Genomic DNA, 20387 nt, shown 5'->3' with positions numbered 1-20387 from the left:
GAGGTGCTGGGACTGCGGGCACCGCAACCCGCTGCGCGATCCCGGGCCGGAGTAGAGGCACTCCCTGCACCACAGTCCAACAGGCGCGACCTGGAGCAGGGAAAGGCCCCGGACTGCACGACACGTCCGAGGCTTCCTGCGCCCACTCGGGAATTACGTGGTGACGGCCTCGCGTCCAGGACTAGCGTCAAGGCCGTGAAGTTTGCGGGTGGGTCAGGTTGTCAAGGGCCTGCGGGTGCGAGGATTTCGATGCCGGTGGTGGCTTTGTAGCTGGTTCGGTCGATGCGGGGGCCTCGGGCCTGGTACTTGGAGATGGCGCGTTTGACGATGCGTGGGCTGACCCGTAGCCGGCGCTGGGGCAGCAGGCTGGCCAGGACGTGCCGGCCGATGGTGCCGACAAGATCGATGACGGTGTCGGTGATGACGCCCGCGGCCAGGACGAGCTGGTCGCGGGCGGTCTGCCATGCGACGCTGAAGCTGGCCCGATCGGGGTCGATGCCCGCTTGCGTGCTGGTCGCATCCGCCACCGCGGTGCGTAGCAGCTGGTAGAGCACCAGCAGGGCGTGGATCTCCTGGTCGATGCCTTCGGGGGTGCGGGCCCGCAGGACCCGGCCGCCGAGGATGGTGGACTTCAGTTCCAGGTAGGCCGTTTCGATCTCCCAGCGCTGGTGATAGAGGCGGACCGGCTCGGCTGCCGGGTAGCGGCGGTGATCGAGCAGAGTTGTGGCGAGCCGGTAGAAGCCGGTGTGCCGTCCTGCGGCCGTGGTGATGGTGATCTGGCAGTCGACGACGCGGACCGCGACCGGGCCGAGTGTCGAGAGGTAGGAGCCGTCCCGGAAGCGGGTCAGGACGGGCATTTTGCGGCCGCTCTAGAGCCGGACCAGGACATCGGCTTTGGTGGCCGCGATACCGGCCACGAGTTTGTGGGTGGCGAAGTTGCGGTCTGCGAGCAGGATCATCCCGGGGCGCAGGCTGGGCAGCAGTCGTGGGGCGTAGGTGGTCTCGCCCGCGGTGGTGGGGCCGAATACCGCGTCGATGAGAGTGCGGGTGCCGCAGGCGACCAGGGCCAGGAGGCGGACCTGCGGGTAGCCGGTGCCGCCGTGGTTGCCGGCCTGCTTGGTGAACCTGGTCAGGACCGCGGGGCTGTCGGGCACAGTCAGCGTGGTGCCGTCCAGCGCGACCACCAGCAGGCCGCGCCATCGTGTCCCCCGTGCCCGCACGTCGGCCCCGGGGCCCTTCAGCAAGTCGAACAGCCACCGCAGGGGCGCGGCGCCGATCCGGCGGCGGGCCTGGGCCAGCGCGCTCGCCGAGGGCACGGCGACCGACAGGCCGGCCAGCGCGCCGGTGAGCTTGCGCCACACCCCCGGATAGCCGGTCTCCGGGAACAGGCACGCGGCGAGCAGCAGGTAAACGACCACGCGGGAAGGCAGGTCGCGCAGCCGCGCCTGCACGGTTCCAGTGGCGACACCGGCTGCAACGAACGATGCAACGTTGCGTGCCAGTTGGGCGACCCCGCCCTCCGTACCGCTTGAGACGTAGTCGAAAAAGGTCACGAAACCCTTCAGGTGGGGGTGGGTCACGCTCATGCCCGCCGACAGGAGCTGGGCGTCAGCTGTTCCCTCGGTGAGCACGAGGAGCGGCGTGGTCTGGGTGATCTCGACGAGCTGTTTCGCGCGCGCCTGTTCGGCAATCCGCCGGGAGGGACCCAGCTCCACGCAGCACCCGGTGAGCTGGGTTAAGTCCAGGCTCGCCGCGCCTTCTGTTTCGGGGGCGCAGTCCAGGAGGAGCCGGACGAAGTCGCGGCTGCCCCTCCACCTGGAGAGCTCGTCCAAGACCTCGTCCGAGGCCTGGCTGACATCATCCTTCTCGGATGGTAAGAGCACGGGTTCTGCGGCGAGGAGTTGGCGGATGCCGTCCTCGAATACCTGAGGGTCCGGGAGTGAGCCAGCGCCTTCGTCATTCATCTGGGCGAGGGCTGCGGCGAGGGCCTTCTGCGCTCGTGGTTTCGTGAACCCCTGGACCTGAAGCCTCTCCCGAAGCGCTGTCACGGTGGCCGCATAGGTGAATTCGGACCAGGGCTGGCCGTTGTCGTGCACGTGGTCCACTATCGGAAGCCGGTCCTCCTCCGTGAATAGGACTGCTACGTCCGGGATATAGGACTCACGGCAGTACAGGAAGGAGTGGCCGACGATCTCGAAGTAGGAGTGGTGTCCCATGGGCACAGGGTTTCAGGCTTTGCCCTGTCTGTGCCTGTGGATATCAGTTGACGGCTTGCCAGTCGCGGGGCCACATGCTCGGCCCACTCCCAGGACACGGGCTCGGGCACCCACCGATCGCAGCGAGGCGGCCAGCGAGCCTTTTGAGATGTCCGAAGTCGGGACCAGTCTCGCCTGTATTCTCTCAAACCAGGCGTCGCTCTCAGCGCGCATGAGGACTATCCCGACGGCGGGTCGGCGCCGGGAGCGAGAATGGGCTCATGCGATACCCATGGCGACGGGTCTTACGGCCCCTGCCAATCGACAACGGTGACAGACCTGATCCATTTCACGGCGTGCTTGATGCCGACGGCCTGGTGGGGCTGGACGAGCTGCGAGATCTGCCGGTCGTCGTGGTGCTGGGGGAGCGCGGCGCGGGCAAGTCCGTGGCCCTGGAACAGGAGCATGCCCTTCTCAGCGTGGGGGGTGCCAGCGTAGCGCCCCTGCTGCATCTGGGCCGGGACGTCTTCGATACGGGCTCAGCGGGCAGCACACTGCAGCAGCACCTGCACGGAGATGGAAAAGAGGCCCAGCATGTGTTGCTGGACGGGCTGGACGAGGGCCTGAATGACATCCCTGGCCTCGACAAACTCCTCCTGCACCAGCTGCGGGCGATGGATCCGCGTCAAAGGCAGGGGCTGCGGCTGCGGATCACCTGCCGCACCACGCGCTGGCCCGAGGCGTTGGAAGACGGACTGCGAAAGCTATGGCCGGGCCCAGACCAGGTGGCGTTAATGACCCTCGCGCCGCTGACACGGCAGGACGTGCAGAGTGCAGCCGAGCAACGCGGCCTGGACGTGGCCGCATTTGCCGAGCAGGCGACCGGCCGAAGCCTGGAAGCCCTGGCTCAGCAACCCGTCACGCTGATCCCCCTACTGGAAGCCCAGGCACGGGGCGAAGAGCTGCCTAAGACGGTGGCCGAAGCCTACGAGCAGGCCTGCCGCACGCTGTGTACGGAAACCTGGTCGCAAGGGTTTGCCCGACGCCAGGAACGGCCGGCGGCGGACCACCTGCTTGAGGTGGCCCGCTGGGCTGCAGCCGCCCTACAGATCAGCCGTAGCCCGGCCCTCACGGACCGGGAGTCGGTACTGAAGGGGGACCTGCACATCGACAATCTGTCCGGCCCCGGCATCCCCGGGCACGTCCCGGAACTGCCGTGCCGCCGCCACGAACTGCTGCACCTGACCGAGTCCGGCCTGCTGACACCAGTGGGCCAGCGCCGCTGGGTGTTCGCACACCGCAGCTACCAGGAACACCTGGCGGCTCAATATCTTTATGCCCACATCGCTCCCGCCGTGCGGGAAGAGCTGCTGTGGGCGGGGAGCGGCCCGGCACGTCACGTCCTGCCGGAGCACGAGGAGATCGCGGCCCGTCTGGCAGTCAACGATCCGGGTCTGTTTGAGAAGCTCCTCCTCCACGATCCCTGGGTCCTGCTGCTGGCCGATCTTCCTGCCCTGCCTGCCCGGCACCGGAAGCGGACCGCCCAGGCTCTCCTGGATGCGGCGCCTGACGAGGGATTTGAACGCTTCGATGTCACTCTCCTGGAGCGGCTGGACCGCCCCGCTCTCGCCGAGCAATTGGAGCCCTTCCTGGCCCGTGAGACGAATCCGAACCAGATGTACCTGGCCTTGTGGATCGCCGCAAAGTGCCGCCCGGCCCGCCTTATACCAGCCCTGCTTTCGGTGGCGGAGGACACCAAACTGCAGACACGTCTTCGCTCCTTCGCCCTGCACGCACTGGGGGAGGAGCCGGTGAAGGACGATGAGGCACTCGCGCGACTGCAAGGCCTGGCCGCCGATGCGAAACGCGGTGTAGCAGAGGCGGCGTTGGCCCACCTGTGGCCACAGCACTTGTCTGTGGCCGAGTACTTCGACTTGCTTCCTGACCGGCAGTCGTGGACCTTTCGGGCGACGCTGGAGACGCGTTTGGAGATGGTCACTTCAGAGCATCTCGACGACGCCCTGGACTGGTCGATCAAGACCCTCCAAGCCCAGCACCCCAAAGCATTGATTGCCACAGCGCTGCTGGGCCGATGCATCCGCCTCATAGGCCAGCAAAAACCCGAGAACCCAGACGCCCGTTGGAAGCAGGCGGGGCAGGCGCTTGTAGCACTGGCGGCCCACCCCGAACTGTCCCACACCCTCGAGTCGCGCACCGTGTTCGAACATCTGCGCGACGCCTTGGTCACCGTGCCTTCTCTGCGCCGCCAGCTCGCCGGCTACGTCCTGCACCACGGCAGCCAAGATCATGTCCTGGAACTGGCCTTTACCTCGGACGTGGGCCTGTTCCCGGCTGAGGACCTGCTGTATTGGGCCGAGCAATGGACGGACCTTCCCCAGGAGGTGCGTCGCACTGCGCAGCCTCTTTTCAGCCGTCGGCCGCGGCCGGACGATGAACGGCTGCAGGAGGCGCTCGAATCGGCCCGGCAGGTGGACCAGGAACTCAAGGACGCCACCACCTGGTGGGATGCTCCGCCCAATAAGTGGCAGCGCCGTATGCGGGAACGCGAAGAAGAACAGCGGCGCCGCAACACCTTCGACGAGCGCCAGTTCACCGCCGCGCTAGATACGGTGCAGACGGCAGCGCCAGGGCAGGTGCGCGCGGCCTGGCTGACGGTCCTTGGCCACCTCCACCGGACCAGCGACGGCCAGCCCGTCGAACAGTCCGCACGTCTCGGCGCGGTCACCGCAGCACCGTCATACCCACCCGAGAGCAGCGCTCTGCGCGCGGAGCTGTCTGCGGCCGCCCTGCACGCCCTGGCCACCGCTCCCGCGTGGAGCGCGCAGGATGTCATGTCCTGGGGCACCGAGTGGACCGATGTACCCGAGCTGGCCGCGGCCGCATACCTGCCTGCGAGCGCTTGGGAGGCCCGCAGTAGGAGATGCAGACGCCGACCGGTGGGCTGGCTGGGCACTGGCGCTGGCAACGATGACGCCCCTGGCCGAGGACCAGGAGTTGCACCACAGCCTGTTCGAGCGATGCACCTGCCACGCAGGAGCCGCGTTCGAGACTGCGCTCGTGGCCGTCCTGGACCGCCTCGACTCCTACCAGCTCACCCGATTGGTACGTTTCCTGAACGAGACGGGCGCTGCCGACACCGTCGGCCTCATGCAGAACTGGGCCGCTGCGCCCTGCCGCAGTGACACAGCCTGGGCCGCCGTGATGGGCACTCTTGCCGACCTCGGAGACAGTGCCTCCCGGGCTCAGTTGAAGCACGTCGTGGCAGCCGACCCGCCCCACCACCAGCCGGGCCCAGACCCCGAACGCTGGATCACCGCAGCACAAACCCTCCTGTCCTCCAGCGACCTGCCCGAGAGCTGGCGGCACATCCGACGAGCCTTCGACGATCCCAGCCTGTTTCGTGCCGTGATCGACCGCATGATCACCATCGGTCCCGGCCAATGGCCCGCAGGCGTTGGGGAACTCGACGAAGCCGATCTCGCCGACCTCTACATGCGCCTGTGTGAGAGGGAAGAACTTTGCCATCCCCGGCCTGAACACGAGCCGGGTGTCGCCTATCAGATCACTACGCAGGAGACTCTTCACGAGCTGGCAGACGCCCTGCCTCAGCTGATCGCCCGCAAAAGCACACCTCAGGCGGCCGATCACCTCAACCGTCTGGCCGCATCAACTTCCCACCACCCGGACCGTCTGCGCCGCCTGGCGCTCCATGCCGCCCGCCAGGCGGCCCAGCGCCAGAGTCAGCCGCTGCCCGCTCACCAGCTGAGGAAACTAGCGGCCGATCACAGCCTGCGCGTGATCACAGACGAGGCCCAACTCCTCGACGTCGTCATGGAGGCACTCGATCGAGTCCAGGAAGCGCTCTCGGGCCCTAACGGAATGGCCATCCTGCTATGGAATCGTGCCGCCTCGGGCGGCGGCAGCGCAATGTGGCCGATGTGGGAGGAGGACTTCAGCGACCTCGTCATGGGCTTGCTGAAGATCCACCTTGGCGGGCGACGCATCATCCTCAACCGCGAAGTCCAAGTCGACCGCCCAGGCGTCGGGGGAAGCCGCACGGACATCCACATCCAGGCGGCCGACCAGTCCCAAGACGCCGAACCCTTCACCGTGGTCATCGAATGTAAGGGCTGCTGGAATCGGGAACTGTCCACCGCGCTGTCCGATCAGCTGGTAGCCCGCTACCTGCGCCGACCCCGCACCGCCGGCATCTACCTGGTCGGCTTCTTCGACTGCGATCAATGGCACTCACCGCAACGGCCGCGCTGCTCGACCCGCCACACCCGGCGCCAGATCGAGAGGGAGCAAGAACATCAGGCTGCCCAGCACAATGCCGCGGTTCACGCCCGAATCCTCGACTGCCGACCCCCTGGAGCCCAGACCGACTAACGGCAGAGGCATTCCCGGAGCCTATGGCCCACGGTCTTCCCCGTGGAGCGGCGGCCGGCGCGATCGTGGATGGTGTGCTGTTCACCCCCGAGGGGAAGCCGCATGCCGGGGGGTTCATATGACGAGCGAGTCTGCTGGCCTACGACGCTCACACCCGCCGAAGATCGTTTCGGCACAAGCCTCAGCGAACGGATGACGTAGCAGGCCGTGACCTTACTGCGTCTGCCGCGTTGACTGAATCGTCGCAGGGGCCGGTGCGCGGAAGCCGGGGCTGGTTCTTGGTCACCTCCTGCTACGGGTTCGCCCGGGGGAGCGCACGGATGGCAGGTCCTCACGCCTGTTGTCCTCCTCCAGAGCATCGGCGGGCATCTGGCGGTAGGTGTGGAGGAGCTCAGCCATGAAGGTGGGACGGACCTCGGCCGCCGTTACGAGTGCGGCCAGGATCTGTGAACGGGATGTCTGTTCGCCGGCTGCCGCCGCGGCCCGGACAAGGACCTCCAGCCGTTTGTCCACGTCCTCCGGCCAGTCGACCAGCGTCTTACGCCGCGGACGCTGCCACAGCAATTCCACACGTCCCCCTCGCTGACACATGTCTATATTGAATATATATTGAGCCCATGGTGATGGTGGTGCAAGAGCGCTCGGCACACGGGGTCTTAGATCGCGCTCCTTCGAGAAAGATCCGTGTGGCAGGCCGCACGCTGAGTCCGACGCCGGTGTTCGATACCTACTGGCGCTTCGCGGCGGCGCGCCAGAAGGTCTACGAGGCGCGACTTGCCGGGGGAGCGGGGCCTTTCACGGACGATCCGATCCTGCAGCGACACCGCTTCACCAACTGCTTCAGGGCCGCCGACCGGGTCAGTCAGGACCTGATCGGTGACGTGATCTACCGGGGCGACCAGGTGTGGGAGGAAGTCTTCTTCCGGACCCTGTTGTTCAAGATCTTCAACAAGACCTCGACATGGCGGTTGCTGAACGGCGCGCTGGGAGAGGTGCGGTGGGACGTCTACGACTACCAAGCCTTTGACCGGGTGCTCTCACAGGCTTTCACGCAAGGGCAGCGGTTGTACTCGGCCGCCTACATCGTGCCCCCGCCGCAGCTCGGCGAGCAGCGCAAGCACCAGAACCACCTGCGGCTGCTGGAGATGATGATGCAGGCGGACGCGCCGCAGCGGGTGCTGTCCGCGCCGACGCTGCAGGGCGCCTACCAGGTGCTGCTGGGCTTCCCGGCGATCGGGCCGTTCCTGGCCTACCAGTTCGTGATCGACCTCAACTATGCGGCTGAGATGCCGTTTTCGGAGATGGATTTCGTCGTCGCCGGGCCCGGGGCGCGCGATGGGATCCGCAAGTGCTTCGGAGCGGCGGCCGACGGCATCGAGGCGGACGTCATCCGCTCCATGGCCGACACTCAGGACGAGCACTTCGCCCGGCTGGGCCTTGCCTTTGCGGGACTGCGTGGGCGCCCACTGCAGCTGATCGACTGCCAGAACCTGTTCTGCGAGGTCGACAAGTACGCCCGGGTCGCCCACCCGGACATCGCCGGGATCAGTGGCCGCAGCCGTATCAAGCAGACCTACCGGCAGCACGCCGATGCAATGCCTGCCTGGTTCCCGCCCAAGTGGCAGCTCAACGTCCCCGGCTGACACGGAAGGTGTCGCGACGCCCGCCCGGCGGCAGTCTTCACGCTGCCAGACGGCCGGTGCCAGTCAGCAGCGGACGCAGCTGGGTGATGGGCCCGTCCAGCCGGGCATGGCCGGCCACCACGGTCAGGGTTCCACAGGCCAGTTCGGCCTGCTCGGCGATGTAGGCCAGCAGGCGGCCCAGGCCGAGGTAGTTGCCGTAGGCGCGCTCGAACATGAAGTGGCTGCGATACAGGGCTGCGGCGTGCACTCGCAGGTCGCGGTCCAGCTGGAGGGAGATGTGGCTCAGGCAGGGGAAGCCGATGTAGCTGTTGTCCTTCCCGGCCGTGTGGACCAGGAGGTCCGCGCCCGTCTCCTCTTCCGCGTCCGCGGTTGCGGCGAGATCGATCTCGTACGCGGCGGCAATCTTGGTGCCCGTGGCCTGTGCCCGCAGGCGGCTGATGACGGTGCCGAGCTGGTCGACACCGCTCTTCGACGCCGCGGGGTACGACACCAGGCGGCCGAAGTAGGTGCCGCGGTGGTTGCCCGGGTACCGCTTGACCACCGGATACATCCGCCGGTAGCGCTCGGCGAGGTCACCCGGGCTTGCGCTCCGTGCCGCCAGGGTCGCGGGAAACAGGGTGCTGGCCACGGTCTCCAGCGGCCAGAGCCCGTGCGCGGTGCGCAACCGGTCCAGTTCGGCGCGAAAGGCCGCGTCGTCACGCGTCGGCTCGGCGATGCGCACCACCGTGTGCAGGCCGGTCCGGCCCGGGTTGTCCTTGCGGTCCAGCTTGTTGCAGGCGGCGATCCAGGCCTGGGTGACGTCGCGTTCGGCCACGGTGAAGGTGTGCATCAGTCCTCCTGACACATACGGTGTGATCCTTAAGCCCGCCCTCAGGCGGGCCAGGTCTCGTCGACCCCGGCACGTGGGGCTTCGCGCACTACCGTCAGCCGCAGCGCATGGCCGTGGGAGGTCACAGTGACCTCGACCAGACCCTGTTCGCCCGGCTGGAGTTTGTCGGTCACCACGGCGCTCGCCAGAGGCACCGCGCCATCGCTGGTCCACGGCTCCAGTCCTTTGGGCAGGACGTCGAAGACAGCGCTTTCCAGGTGCAATACCAGGACATCATCCGCGTCGACGTACACCGTATGCCCCTCGGATGCGGCCGTGATCACGTGCACCTGGGCCTGCGCGGGAAGCGAGGCTCCTCCCGCCAGCGAGCTGCGCAGGTCGACCGGAGGGATCTTGGTCCACTGACTGGCCCGGCTGGAGTCCAGTAGCCGGAGGTTCACCAGGTGGCGCACTGTCCCGGCGTATGACGTGCCCAGCTCGCGCGCCACCCGGTAGGCATGCTCGGGACGGGACGGCCGGCCGCCACAGATCCTCTTCAGGGCCGCCCGCACCGCCGGCAGGGGCATCAGGAACCACGCCGCGAACGCCTCAGCAGTCTTCTCATCCTCGGGCCAGCTGCCGTTGCCCCAGCGCAGCGCGGGATCGAGCTCTTCATCGGCCGCGGTGCGATGGCCCAGCCGGTGATGGCCCAGCTCGTGCGCGGCCGTGTGCCGCTGGGTGACCGCGTTCAGCGAGGCATTCAGCAGCACGGCCGGTCCGTTGTCGGCGGGGGAGAGGTACACCCCGAACAGGCGGGGCATCGGCTGCGCCATCCCGATCACCTTCGCCGCTCCCAGCGCCCGGTGCACGTGAACGTACTGCGTGCGGTCGATGCCGAGGTCGCGGTGCGCTTGGACGGCTGCAATCGAGGCGATCCGGTGTGCTAAGGCCCAGTTCACGCCGTCGGACTCCCATCGCCGGCGTCCTGCGCCTCGCGTTCTGCCGCACGCCTGAGTGAGAGGTATTCGGCGAACTCCAGCACGGTCCTGGCGTCCCCGTCGGTGAGCTGGGCCAGTGCTCGCGGCAGACCGGCCAGCGAGTACTCACTGGCGTCGGCGTCCTTCTCCTCGGCCAGGAAATAGGCGACCGGCTGCCGGTACAGGCGCGCCAGCTTCTTCAGCTCCAGGCTGTCCACACGTCGCTCGCCCCGCTCGATGTCGCTCATGGCCGAGCGGGGGATGCCGGTGGAGTCCGAGACGAACTGCTGGGACATGTTCAGGTAGTCGCGGGTCTTCTTCAGCCGTTCACCGAGCCGCACCAGCTCAGGGTCACGGTCACGGCTGTCCGGGGGAGGGGTCATAATTGCTGCCTTTCAACGATGGCGTCCAGTACCGCCGCGGCGAATGCCCGCACCGAGCGTGTGGCCTGGGCCGCTTCCCGGTCGGCGGGAATGGCGACGTGGTAGCGCTCCTCAACGTGCGTGAGGATCTCGACCACCAGAAGAGAGTCCACGGGCAGCTCTCGTCCGCCTTGCTCCAGTTCGGCCCGGAGCTGGTCGGGAGGGATGCCCTCGTGCTCTGCGAGAAAGTCGATGACGACTGAGGTGATGTCGTCCATGCTCGGTGTGCTGCTGCTCGACAACTCTCCCCAATCGTCTGCATTTCCAACGGCACTGTCGTAGCATACGACATGCTGTCGGGGAATCCAACAGAGTCGTCCCAAGATCGGACAGGTGTGAGAGTGGACTTCAAGCGCTACCAACAAGCGGCCGTCAAAACCCTCCAGTCCACCGCGGAGGGCACCGACCCCGTTCTGGTCCCCCTCCTCGGCCTCGCCGGCGAAGTCGGCTCCCTCACCACCGCCTACAAGAAGATCCTGCGCGACGGCCCCGCCTTCGAGCAGAGCAAGCACCAGTTACGCGAAGAACTCGGCGACGTGTTGTGGTACATCGCCGCTCTCACCCACCGCTTCGGACTCGACCTCGACGACGTAGCCGCCGCCAACCTGGAGAAGACCAAAGACCGCTGGCGCACCACCCCCCACGACGAGCACGCCCCCTTCGACACCGGCTTCCCCGCCCATGAACAACTGCCCCGCAAGACCACACTCACCTTCACACCCACCAAGGCCGACGACGGCCGCACCGTCGTCATCCTCACCCGGGAAGACGGAACCCCCGCTGGCGATCCCCTGACCAGCGCCTCCCACATCGAAGACGACTACCGCTTCCACGACATCTTCCACCTCGCCCACGCCACCGTCCTCGGCTGGTCCCCCGTCACCCGCTTCCTCCTCGGCCGCAAACGCAAAAGCGACCCCCGCACCGACGAAGCCGAAGACGGCGGCCGCGCCATCGCCATCGAAGAAGGCATCTCAGCACTCGTCTTCTCCTACGCCGCCCGCCACCGCTACCTCCACGACATCAAACACATTGACCACGAACTCCTCGCCACCATCGGCCACATGACCGCCCACCTCGAAGTCAGCATCTGCCGGGCCGCAGACTGGGAGCACGCCATCCTCACCGGCTACGCCGCCTGGCGCCAGCTTCGCGAGCACGACGGGGGCGCTGTCCACCTCGACCTTGACCAGCGAACTCTCACCGTCACTCAGGGCTGACAGCCTGGCGGTTTGGAACGCCCAGCCGAGGGCGCTCCAAACCGCCGGGCACATGAGCCGCCGGGCTGACGACAACGGCCTGAGGCCGTACACCACCACCGGCACGAGAAGCACGGATGACACGGGCCAGCCTGCACGGCAAGCTCAGAATGCTGCGTTATGCCGCCGTCGTCCGGGCGGCGTGTCTGACCCTGCAGTCTGCTGGTGATCGGCCGGGGCAGGTCGGCCGGAGGTGGAGACGGCGGCATGGAGAGCCATCCGAGGAGTTGCGCAAGAACGGCGCCGGCTGCCTGTGAGGAACACGCCGAACCCTTGCTGAAGACGCTCACACGCGACGGACCGCGACGCCTGCGGCCTCCCACTGAAGTCGACTGGCTGCAGGCCACCGTGCACGACGAAGCCCTGTTGGACGAGCTGCTCCACATCACCCGCCACTGGAGACAGCCGCGACCGAGCCCCGCGGGCCAGACCGTTGTCAGCGGCGAGTCGTAGGGTCGCATCATGGCTGAAGGCGAAGCGGTGCACGGCGGGCTGCCCGTCCACAGGATGGAGGTGGACCACACGCTGCTGGCGGCTCCCTCAGCGACGACGCGGCCCCTGACGGTATCGGCGCCGCATCTGCTCAACACCGCAGATCTTGAGTGGGAGAGTGTCGCACACCTGGTGGCGTGGCTGGCGCGACGGGTGGAGGGTTGGGAGGAGACCTGGCTCTATGGGGAGCGGGGACAGAACCAGCATGGCATCGACGTCGTTGGCGTGACGGGTCGGGACGCGGCGGTCTTCCAGGCCAAACGGCTGAAGGAATTCACCCGGCGGGACCTCGAACAGGCGGTGGACCGCTATGCGCGAGGCAAGCGGCCGTTCGGGGCACGCCGACTGGTCGTGGTCACCACCCATGACGCGAACCGCACGGAGATCAGCGAGAGGCTGTTCGAACTGCAAGGCGCGTACCCGGATCTGCAGATCGAGTTGTGGAACCGCAAACGACTGTCGGACCTGCTACAACCGCACCCGGACATCGTGACCGCGTTCTTCGGGGCCGCCACGACACAGCTGTTCTGCCCTGCACCCGCAGCCCCGGTCCTCTCACCCGCAGATGCGAACGAAGGGCCAAACGCACAGGCGCTGCTGCGCGGCCCGGTAGCCCACCTCGGGCTGCACCAGGATGTTGGGCGACGCTGAAAATGCCGACGGGTCCGGCACTGAGGGTGCCGATGAGTGGGCACGGGATCGCCCCGCTGAGGAGGTCCCAGCGGGGCGATCGTCGGCGAGGTGTCGCGGTGGTCGGCAAGGTGCCGGAGGTTCTAGGTGTACTCGGCCGCGAGGTTGAGGCCGTCTTCCACGGCCCGAAGACGCGCCAGTCACATGAGCGCTCGGGCAAGCCTTAACCGACCCGCACTTCGGTGTTCTGGCCTGCGTGCATCAGCCACTTCCCGTCGTCCTGCTTGGTCATGACGTAGAGCGGAGCGCCTTCTGTATCGCCCTCTGTCGAGTGGTAGACCTGGCGGACCTTGACGGCTGCCACGTCGGGCCGCAAGAACTGCGTGTGCACTGCTTCGTAGGTGACCTCACCGTCCCAGCTCGCGGTGGGCAGCACGGTGCGGGTGAACTCGGCGATCGCGTCGAAGCCGATGAGGACCTTGCCGTGGGCGGTCGTCCAGAGGGCATCGGGATGGAACAGCGCGAGGAAACCCTCCACATCCTTGGCGCGCTGGGCGCGCTCGACGGCGGCCACGACCTGTTCGATGGCTTTGATGTCTGCGGTTTCGGTGTTCATGCAGATCACTCTGGGACCTCAAGTGAACTTGAGGTCAAGGTCCGAAGCGGCAGAGATCGCCTGGGCAAGTCCTAGTCGAGGACTTCGGTGACGGCGGACTGGGCGGCTTTCTCGTCGATGAGGGACTTGCCTGCGGCGAACGTGGCGACGAGGGATTGCAGGCAGAGGTTGTTGACCGCGCGGGGGAAGCCGCGTGAGGTGGTGTGGATGAGGGTGACGGCGTCGTCGGTGAACAGCTGGTCGCTGCAGCCGGCGAGGCCGAGGTGGTGCTTGATGTAGCTGGCGGTCTCGGTGGAGGTCATGCCCGGCATCGTGTAGCGCAGGGCGGTCCGCTGTTCGAGGGCGGCCAGGACGGCGATTTCATCGTGCGCCGCAGGGTGGGCTGGCCCACGAGCAGGCAGGACAGCGGCGAGTCCTGGTCCATGGCGGTGTTGGTCAGCATCCGGATGGCTTCGAGCTGTTCGTAGGACAGCAGGTGGGCTTCGTCCAGGACGAGGACGGGGGTGCGTCCGCGTTCCTCGCGTTCGGCGGCCAGGGCCAGGCCGGTCTGTGCGGTGAGACGGGAGCCGAGGTGGGAGGGCTGCTGGCCGAAGGCGGTGACGATGGCCTCGTGGATGCCGCGGACGAAAAGTTCCACGACGCCCGCCAAGGCCTGCTGCAATACCGCCGGCGTGCCGTGGCCATGGGTAGCTGGGGACACCAGTTCGAAGCGGAACAGCTATTGGCCCGCCTGCACCTGAAGGTCGGGGACACCAGGATGGCGATGAACTACCTCATGAATTCTGGAGCCGCCAGCACCGCCAAGGACGTTCGCCGCTTCATCCCGGACCTGCCTGCCCAGGCACTGCACTGGCCTCCGCCCCACGATCTGGTCAACCGCCCGATGTGGGAACGTACCTGCGGCTTCGCCATCGCTGAACGTATGGCCGACGCACTCACGGACACCTCCGCCGGGGCGTGGATCGACGCCGCCCTTCACGAAGTCGCCACTCCCGCCACCCGCCAGGCCTATACCACCACACCCGCCGACGCGGCATGGGGCACCATTGCCAAACTCGCCCCCGCAGCCACGTCGGCCCAGGCGCAGCAGGCAGCTTCCCTGGCCGACACCCCAGCCGCGGCTCCCGCTCACTTCACCACGTTACGGGCGCGGACATGGGCCCTGGCCGCGGTGTCCGAGGCACACGACGCCCTGGCCCCCGCAGCCGTAAAACGCCTGGCACAGGCCGCGCTGAGCAACAGCGACCTCATCAGCACCGTCGCAAGCCACGGAGAAGGACTGATCACGCACTGGCCGGAGACGCTGTGTGTGACCGGCTCCCTGGCGACAGAGCGGGCGCGGCCTACGACCTGCTACGGATGTTCGGCCGCGATGGTCACAACACGCCCCTCTGATCTCCAGACGTGCGTCGACCAGTCGTTCGGGAATCCACGGGGCGACATCACGTCGGTGTGGTGCCGTTGAGCAGCAGCAGGGCCGCTGCCCACAAGATATGACCCGGGAGCCACCGGCCCCGACCGTAACGCGGCCGACCTGCTCGATATCGACGACGACACAGTCACCGTGGTTCAGCGGTCCGATGCCGCAGACTGCTGCTCTGCCGACTCCTTCTGTGCGGCAGTTCCTGCGGCCTCTGGGGCAGTGTAGAAGACGGACGCGCCCTGCTTGGTGCGCTGGGCCTGGTTCTTGGCCACGAGGTTTTCGAGCGTGGTGCGCACGACGGTAGTTTTGACGTTGCGCTCGGGGTGCTGCTTGTCGAGCGCGGCGGTGATTTCGGCTGCGGAGCGCGGCTCGCTCTGGCCTGTCAGGTGCTCGCGGACCAGATCGACGAGGGTGGGCTGGGCCGACGCTACGGCGGATGCCTTGGGCGTGTTCTTCTTGCGGGACTGCTTGGGAGCTGGGGTGGCGGCCTTCTTTGCCTGCGGCTGCTTGTCGGCCTTCGACGCGGCAGTCTTCTTCTTGCGGGGTGCGCGCGCTGCTGTAGTGGACTCGGATACAGCGGGTGCTGCCGACGCCCCGAGGGCCTGCTGGACGTTCACCAGGACGGTGTGGTCCTGCTCCAGAGCGACCAACTGTGCCTTCAGCGCTTCGATTTCACCGCTGATTCGTTCCTGTTCCTTACGGTTGAGCTTGAGGTCATCCGCCACCTTCGTGCTGTACTCCGAGGTCAACTGGGTGGGCGGCGCAGTGGTTTTCGACATGTGTTTACATCCCTTTCCGGGTGCCACGGCCGGTGAAGCTCGCAGCGTTTGCGAATCTCATGCGTGTGCTGTCAGGGCATGCTGCCACGTGTGCAGGAGCAATGTCGTAGTGATAGTACGGAAAGGGCATGTGGTTTGCTCTGTCGTGGGACGCTAGGCGCAGCGGATTCGAAGTCTGGTGATGGTCAGTGCACACTTGCGATGGGATGCCGGTGGAGGAGCCAGGCAGGCTGACGGGGGGGCAGTTCATCGGTGTCTCGCAGACGATTCCGGCGCAGGGGATGAGTCACTCACTGCTGCACAGCTGGCCCGCTCCGCAGGTTGTCTTCTGTACAACCGGGCCACATCCACAGGCGCTCGCACGACTCGGGGGCGGCGGCACAGCCGTGTTGCACACCTGAGGCGGCATAGAGGATTTTCCGTCCTTCCCGGGGCGACGCCTCCACGGCACCCCGTTCCGCCGCCTTCTTCGTGGGACTGTGCCAGCATGGTGCGAGTCATCACCAGAGGAGAGAGACGTGACCAGGGCCGTGGATGCTGGAACATGCGCTGCGGTTGAACAGTCCTCTGCGGGCCCGGGCTCGCTTAATGTGCCCGCGTGACCTCAACAGAGACGTCCTCGCTGATACTGCACGGCAGACGCCGTGCGTCCATCCGCCTACGGGACGGGGTGGTACTGCTGGCGGCGGACGGCGTACAGCGCCGGATACCGGTGGCGGCGATAGAACGGATCGACGTCCACGGCCCCAAGGGCCGACGGCTGGCCGTCGTACTGACGGGCGACGAGCCCGTGGCATACCACCTCAGGTGTCGCAGCGCCCCCGCCGTGCACGAGTTCGCGCAGGCCGTCCAGCGTGCACTGCCCCTACGGGACACCGACGAGCCGCGACTGGACGGGGCGGGGTTGGTGACCGAGGCGCCGCTGGAGCGGGCGACGCCGAACCGGGTCCGACAGCTGTGGTGGGGCCTGGGGGGCGCCTATGTGCTGGTGTTGGTCCTGCTGGTGGTTACACGCGCCGGGGTGGTTCCGGCGCTGCTCTGGGTGGTGGCTCCTGAGGCGATCGGCGGCGGGGGGTTCGGCGTCCACATCGGGTGGAAGATTGTCCGGGAAGCCTGGGGAATGCGTACCCGGGGCATCACGGTGGAGGGACGGCTGCAGCGGTCCCACTGGTACAACGGCGTTGAGCAGTACACGTACGCATACGTCGACAACCAGGGCGAACAACGTGAGCTCACGAGCTCGGACGGTGGCGCCGAGCGGGCCGAGATCACGTACGACCCCGCTGACCCCGAGACCGCCCAAGTCGGTCGTGGTACGACGGGATGGCTGGTGTTCGGTGCGGTACTCATCCTGCTGCTCAGCCCGCTTCTGTTGGCCGGTGTCTGGTTCGCGGTGGTGGGAGTGGCGGCCCTGGTCGTCTGAATCAGCGACCTGCGAAGTACGGGGCTAGTGTCACCCTCCGCTACCACCGAATGTGAGACAGGGCCGAACGATTTACAGTCCCCGTGCATCACGCGGCGGCTGGAGGCAGCCCCAGCCCGCCGTGACGCGATGAAGACAGCGGCGCACACCGGCCGCGGAACTGGTGCGTGAACTTACACCGTGTCCTACATGGTCAGTTTGAGGAGGCGTTTGTAGCAGCAGAGGGCGGCGGCGAGGTCGAGGAAGGCGAGGTAGTTGCGTGGGTGACGCTCGTAACGGGGTGACAGTCCGCGGTAGCCGGTGAGCCAGGAGATCGTGCGCTCGATCACCCACCTTCGGGCGCCCAGTCGTGTCGCAGGTCATGAAGATCGTAAGCCTTGTCGGCGTGCAGCCGTTGGGGCTTGGAATGGTCGCTGTTGGGATTCGTGTCCTACGTGGCATCGGCTTCAGGCCGAGGCTGTCGTGGGTGTTGGCTGCGAAGACTCCGACGCGTAGGGGCAGTCCGTTCGCGTCCGACAGGACGTGCATCTTGGAACCCGGTTTGCCCCGGTCCACGGGTGGGCGTCGCGCTGCAGAAGTTCATGGCCGCACAGGACGCACGGGAGGACGCGGCTCGCACCTGGGACAGGTACGAGCCGCGTTGGGAGGCCGGCCGTTGGTGGGCTGTTACCTGGGCATCTTGTTGACGACGTCGACGTAGAAGAAGTCGTTGTCGAGATACAGGATGCGCCACTGCCGGTAGAACTTCTTCAGCGCCTGGCCTGCGGCGTGGTTGTCGTCTTTCGAGACCGCCCGGACGGAGAAGTCCCACGTGGGGTTGGCCGCGCCCTGCTTGGTGGAGGCGAAGGGGTACTCGTCACACTGCTGACCGCTGCCGGGCGGGCTCGGCAGGCCGGTGAGCCTGTATGGGCCGGTGCGGTGGCAGGCGTGATTCTTGGTGTTCGAGTTGGCCTTGTAGTCAGTCCCGTTGTAGGGGACGCGCTCCAGCCAGTCGGGTGTGTCGGGGTCGACCGACCCCGTGTAGCGCCCGGGGATCTTCTTGGGGTGGTTCTCCTTGGGGTACATGTTGGCCGCGTCCGGGTGCTGGAAGGCATCCTTGACGTGCCGGGCGACCTCGTGGACCGTCGTACGGCTTCCGTTGGCTTTGTAGAGGGCGTACTTCAGGTTCGGCACGATGTCGTGGAACACGCATGCCTTCGTCCGTGCACCGATCTGCGCGGAGTCGCAGCGCAGCATGTAGTCGGCGGATTGGGGGGTCGTCTGCACTCCGGTGGAGAACTGGAAGGTGAAGCGGTGGAAGGAGACCTTGTCCGTGGCGGACGACTGATTCTCGTCCGAGCTGATGGTCCAGGTGGTCCACTTGTTGGCCAGGTCCTGGGCTTTCCACTGTGCCAGTGACTTGGTGACCATGGGCTTGTCAACGGCGCAGCCCGGAGTAGAGGACGCCTGCTTGCAGACCGGTACGAATCCGAACGGCGTACTGAGCGATGCCGCGCGTCCCCTCGCGATGACCTTGTACGGCTTCAGATAGATGCGTACGGACCGCTGTCCGTCGTCCCGACCGTAGCCGATCTGGTAGTAGTGCACTGCGTGGTAGGCGATGAGGCGGCCGCGCCTGTCGCGGGTCTCCTTCCAGGCGACCCATTTGGTGCACCAGGCGAAGCGGGCCTCGATGTATCCATGGGGCGTGCTCGGCCCGTGGTACTTGTCGCAGTTCTTGACGAACGCGTCCTTGGGCTTGCGCGGCGCGGGCCGTCCCGCCAGAGCCCCGGCTCCTTCCTCCGCGGCCGCGGCCGCGTCGAAGTCGCCCTTGACCCCTGCCGCGATCGCGCGCTTCCGCCCGTCTGCCGCAGAGGCGCCCGCGCCCGACTTGTTGAGCGCGGCCGAGGTGAATGCGCCGCCGTCCGGCTGGCCCCCGGTCACCGGGGTCATGCCGACTTCGTGCCGCAAACCTTGCGTCGGCACCTCGGACGCGGACGCGGTGCTCACTTGCCCCGCCACGGCCAGGGCGGAAACTAACGCCAGAACTGTGAGGGCGAGCGGCCCTCGTCTGAATCTGAGCAGCAAAGCGATGTCCCCCTTCTTCCCAAGCTGCTGCCGAGAGCCTTTGCTCGGCCTCGCAACCCGGGTTGTGCAGGTGAGCCTGCAAGGAGACGGAGGGCCACCGCCAGCTTTCGAGCTGTCCCGGACTGTCCCGGACAGCGGGAGCGCGGCTACCTGCACTGTCCGGATGATCTTGACCGATCCCACTCGCGGAGGGATGGGCGGGATGGGCGGCGCGGCCGCGGCCGGGGATCGGGGCGCGCTCAGCCGGTTGCGCGTCGGCCGGGGCTGCCGCGCCTCGCCGTCGTCAGCCCGGCGGTGGAGCTGGGACGGAAGTCGCCGGTACCCCGGTGCTGTCCCAGAGCTGGTGACTGATGCGGAGTGGCAAGCACGAACGGGTTGCCGAACCCGGGGTGCTGGAGATCCAGGCCGCTCGGCTTGACGTGCGCCTGGTCGGACACTGGATCCTTAGCGACTCCCTTAATCGTGGACTCGTGTACCACCTCCTTGATCGTGCCGTCCTGGACCGGATCCTTGGGGCCTTCCTTGACCGTGGGGTCGTGCACCACCTCCTTGATCGTGAAAACGGACAACGGATACAGCGCATGGACTGCGTCGATGTCCCCCTGGGAGAGCGCCTCGCGCTGGCCCATCACCACACCGGCGGGCAGCGTTTGCCGGGCGACGATGGTGGCTTCGCCGTTGATGGAGAACGCATTCGGTGAGTAGTGCATGATCGAGGCGTAGTCGTACGCTCCCAGGTCATCGCCGTCGGAAATGTGCTGAACGAAGTTGTGCTGCAACTCCGGATCGATGTTGGTGAACACGATGGTGACGAACTGGTCACTGTCCTCACGGCTTTGCTCATGCCACAAACCCACGGTGTGGCCGACCTCGTGAATGGCCTTGCCGGCCGTGCAGTCGGGGCCCAGGGTGATGCTCTGCATGCCGCCCTGCCGGCCGACACTCGAAGAGCACCCGTCGCCGGGAACAAAGCGCACGAAGTCCGGGAACCGCGCTGCGTCGGCGGGTGCCCTCTGCACGAAGCGGATCCGGGTATGTGACTCCCCAGTGGGCGATCGCGTTCAGTAACCCGGAGATCCGACACCTCTTCGCCACCGTCCTCAACCCACCGGGCGTGTCAGCGGCGAAGCTGCTGCACTGGTCCAACTGACGGCGACAACACCAGGAAACAGCGCACCGCAGCCGTTACCGACGACGCTCCGACGACGAACCGACTGGATAGATCACAAAACCGCACTGGAGT

The 20387-nt window shown here is 66.8% G+C and carries 17 protein-coding genes and 2 pseudogenes; 6 read left to right on the top strand and 13 right to left on the bottom strand.

What is annotated here, in order from left to right; translation table 11 throughout:
• Positions 1 to 221 precede the first annotated feature (221 nt).
• Positions 222 to 2216: pseudogene (locus tag ABZU99_RS24335) on the bottom strand (IS4 family transposase).
• Between the two features lie 335 nt (positions 2217 to 2551).
• Here ABZU99_RS24335 and ABZU99_RS24330 point away from each other — a divergent pair.
• Entirely contained in the window at positions 2552 to 5398 is a 2847-nt protein-coding gene (locus ABZU99_RS24330) for a HEAT repeat domain-containing protein (protein WP_356046441.1), read from the top strand.
• A gap of 1489 nt (positions 5399 to 6887) precedes the next feature.
• On the opposite strand, the gene ABZU99_RS24325 is transcribed toward ABZU99_RS24330, so the two are convergent.
• Positions 6888 to 7175, bottom strand: a complete 288-nt coding sequence (locus ABZU99_RS24325) for a hypothetical protein (protein ID WP_356046443.1) — start codon at positions 7173 to 7175, stop codon at positions 6888 to 6890.
• A gap of 47 nt (positions 7176 to 7222) precedes the next feature.
• Here ABZU99_RS24325 and ABZU99_RS24320 point away from each other — a divergent pair, with 47 nt between their 5' ends.
• The gene (locus tag ABZU99_RS24320) at positions 7223 to 8248 is read left to right on the top strand and encodes a nucleotide kinase domain-containing protein (protein ID WP_356046445.1); all 1026 of its coding nucleotides are present in this window, start codon (positions 7223 to 7225) and stop codon (positions 8246 to 8248) included.
• 37 nt (positions 8249 to 8285) lie between these two features.
• On the opposite strand, the gene ABZU99_RS24315 is transcribed toward ABZU99_RS24320, so the two are convergent.
• The 4 genes from ABZU99_RS24315 to ABZU99_RS24300 form a co-directional block, all read right to left on the bottom strand.
• Positions 8286 to 9077: a hypothetical protein gene (locus ABZU99_RS24315; RefSeq protein ID WP_356046447.1), complete on the bottom strand. Its 792-nt coding sequence runs from the start codon at positions 9075 to 9077 to the stop codon at positions 8286 to 8288.
• A 41-nt stretch (positions 9078 to 9118) separates the two neighbouring features.
• Entirely contained in the window at positions 9119 to 9889 is a 771-nt protein-coding gene (locus ABZU99_RS24310; RefSeq protein WP_356046449.1) for an ImmA/IrrE family metallo-endopeptidase, read from the bottom strand.
• 122 nt (positions 9890 to 10011) lie between these two features.
• Complete coding sequence (locus ABZU99_RS24305) at positions 10012 to 10416, bottom strand: helix-turn-helix transcriptional regulator (protein WP_356046451.1); 405 nt, start codon at positions 10414 to 10416, stop codon at positions 10012 to 10014.
• Entirely contained in the window at positions 10413 to 10673 is a 261-nt protein-coding gene (locus ABZU99_RS24300; RefSeq protein ID WP_356046453.1) for a phosphopantetheine-binding protein, read from the bottom strand. Before ABZU99_RS24300 ends, ABZU99_RS24305 begins: the two co-directional genes overlap by 4 nt.
• Positions 10674 to 10796: 123 nt before the next feature.
• Here ABZU99_RS24300 and ABZU99_RS24295 point away from each other — a divergent pair, with 123 nt between their 5' ends.
• Both ABZU99_RS24295 and ABZU99_RS24290 read left to right on the top strand, forming a co-directional pair.
• The gene (locus ABZU99_RS24295) at positions 10797 to 11675 is read left to right on the top strand and encodes a nucleoside triphosphate pyrophosphohydrolase family protein (RefSeq protein ID WP_356046455.1); all 879 of its coding nucleotides are present in this window, start codon (positions 10797 to 10799) and stop codon (positions 11673 to 11675) included.
• Positions 11676 to 12176: 501 nt separating this feature from the next.
• Positions 12177 to 12857, top strand: coding sequence for a restriction endonuclease (locus ABZU99_RS24290; protein WP_356046457.1), 681 nt, complete (start codon positions 12177 to 12179; stop codon positions 12855 to 12857).
• A 202-nt stretch (positions 12858 to 13059) separates the two neighbouring features.
• Here ABZU99_RS24290 and ABZU99_RS24285 read toward each other — a convergent pair whose 3' ends face one another.
• The 3 genes from ABZU99_RS24285 to ABZU99_RS24275 all read right to left on the bottom strand — a co-directional run bounded on the left by ABZU99_RS24285 (position 13060) and on the right by ABZU99_RS24275 (position 14089).
• Positions 13060 to 13452 carry an SgcJ/EcaC family oxidoreductase gene (locus ABZU99_RS24285; RefSeq protein WP_356046459.1) on the bottom strand — a complete coding sequence of 131 codons (393 nt, stop codon included), beginning with the start codon at positions 13450 to 13452 and terminating at the stop codon, positions 13060 to 13062.
• Positions 13453 to 13523: 71 nt separating this feature from the next.
• Positions 13524 to 13754 carry a hypothetical protein gene (locus tag ABZU99_RS24280; protein WP_356046461.1) on the bottom strand — a complete coding sequence of 77 codons (231 nt, stop codon included), beginning with the start codon at positions 13752 to 13754 and terminating at the stop codon, positions 13524 to 13526.
• Positions 13751 to 14089 (bottom strand): AAA family ATPase, encoded by a 339-nt coding sequence (locus ABZU99_RS24275; protein ID WP_356046463.1) that lies wholly within the window; start codon positions 14087 to 14089, stop codon positions 13751 to 13753. Before ABZU99_RS24275 ends, ABZU99_RS24280 begins: the two co-directional genes overlap by 4 nt.
• Here ABZU99_RS24275 and ABZU99_RS24270 point away from each other — a divergent pair.
• Positions 14063 to 14917: a hypothetical protein gene (locus ABZU99_RS24270; RefSeq protein WP_356046465.1), complete on the top strand. Its 855-nt coding sequence runs from the start codon at positions 14063 to 14065 to the stop codon at positions 14915 to 14917. The two genes, ABZU99_RS24275 and ABZU99_RS24270, sit on opposite strands and share 27 nt — an antisense overlap.
• Positions 14918 to 15021: 104 nt before the next feature.
• Here ABZU99_RS24270 and ABZU99_RS24265 read toward each other — a convergent pair whose 3' ends face one another.
• A complete protein-coding gene (locus ABZU99_RS24265) occupies positions 15022 to 15654 on the bottom strand; it encodes a hypothetical protein (RefSeq protein ID WP_356046467.1) in 633 nt (210 codons plus the stop codon).
• Positions 15655 to 16252: 598 nt separating this feature from the next.
• Here ABZU99_RS24265 and ABZU99_RS24260 point away from each other — a divergent pair.
• Positions 16253 to 17077 carry a hypothetical protein gene (locus tag ABZU99_RS24260; RefSeq protein ID WP_356046469.1) on the top strand — a complete coding sequence of 275 codons (825 nt, stop codon included), beginning with the start codon at positions 16253 to 16255 and terminating at the stop codon, positions 17075 to 17077.
• A 185-nt stretch (positions 17078 to 17262) separates the two neighbouring features.
• Here ABZU99_RS24260 and ABZU99_RS24255 read toward each other — a convergent pair.
• The 3 genes and pseudogenes from ABZU99_RS24255 to ABZU99_RS24245 all read right to left on the bottom strand — a co-directional run.
• A pseudogene (locus ABZU99_RS24255) lies at positions 17263 to 17635 on the bottom strand (transposase); the annotation flags it as partial.
• A gap of 108 nt (positions 17636 to 17743) precedes the next feature.
• The gene (locus ABZU99_RS24250) at positions 17744 to 19009 is read right to left on the bottom strand and encodes a NucA/NucB deoxyribonuclease domain-containing protein (RefSeq protein WP_356046471.1); all 1266 of its coding nucleotides are present in this window, start codon (positions 19007 to 19009) and stop codon (positions 17744 to 17746) included.
• Between the two features lie 374 nt (positions 19010 to 19383).
• Positions 19384 to 20163: a M12 family metallopeptidase gene (locus tag ABZU99_RS24245; protein ID WP_356046473.1), complete on the bottom strand. Its 780-nt coding sequence runs from the start codon at positions 20161 to 20163 to the stop codon at positions 19384 to 19386.
• Positions 20164 to 20387: the final 224 nt, after the last annotated feature.

The sequence above is a fragment of the Streptomyces sp. NPDC005266 genome (assembly GCF_040607655.1).
Classification (GTDB): Bacteria; Actinomycetota; Actinomycetes; order Streptomycetales; family Streptomycetaceae; genus Streptomyces.
The sequence above is the reverse complement of the archived record's forward strand: the minus strand, read 5'-3'. Positions and strand labels throughout refer to the sequence as shown.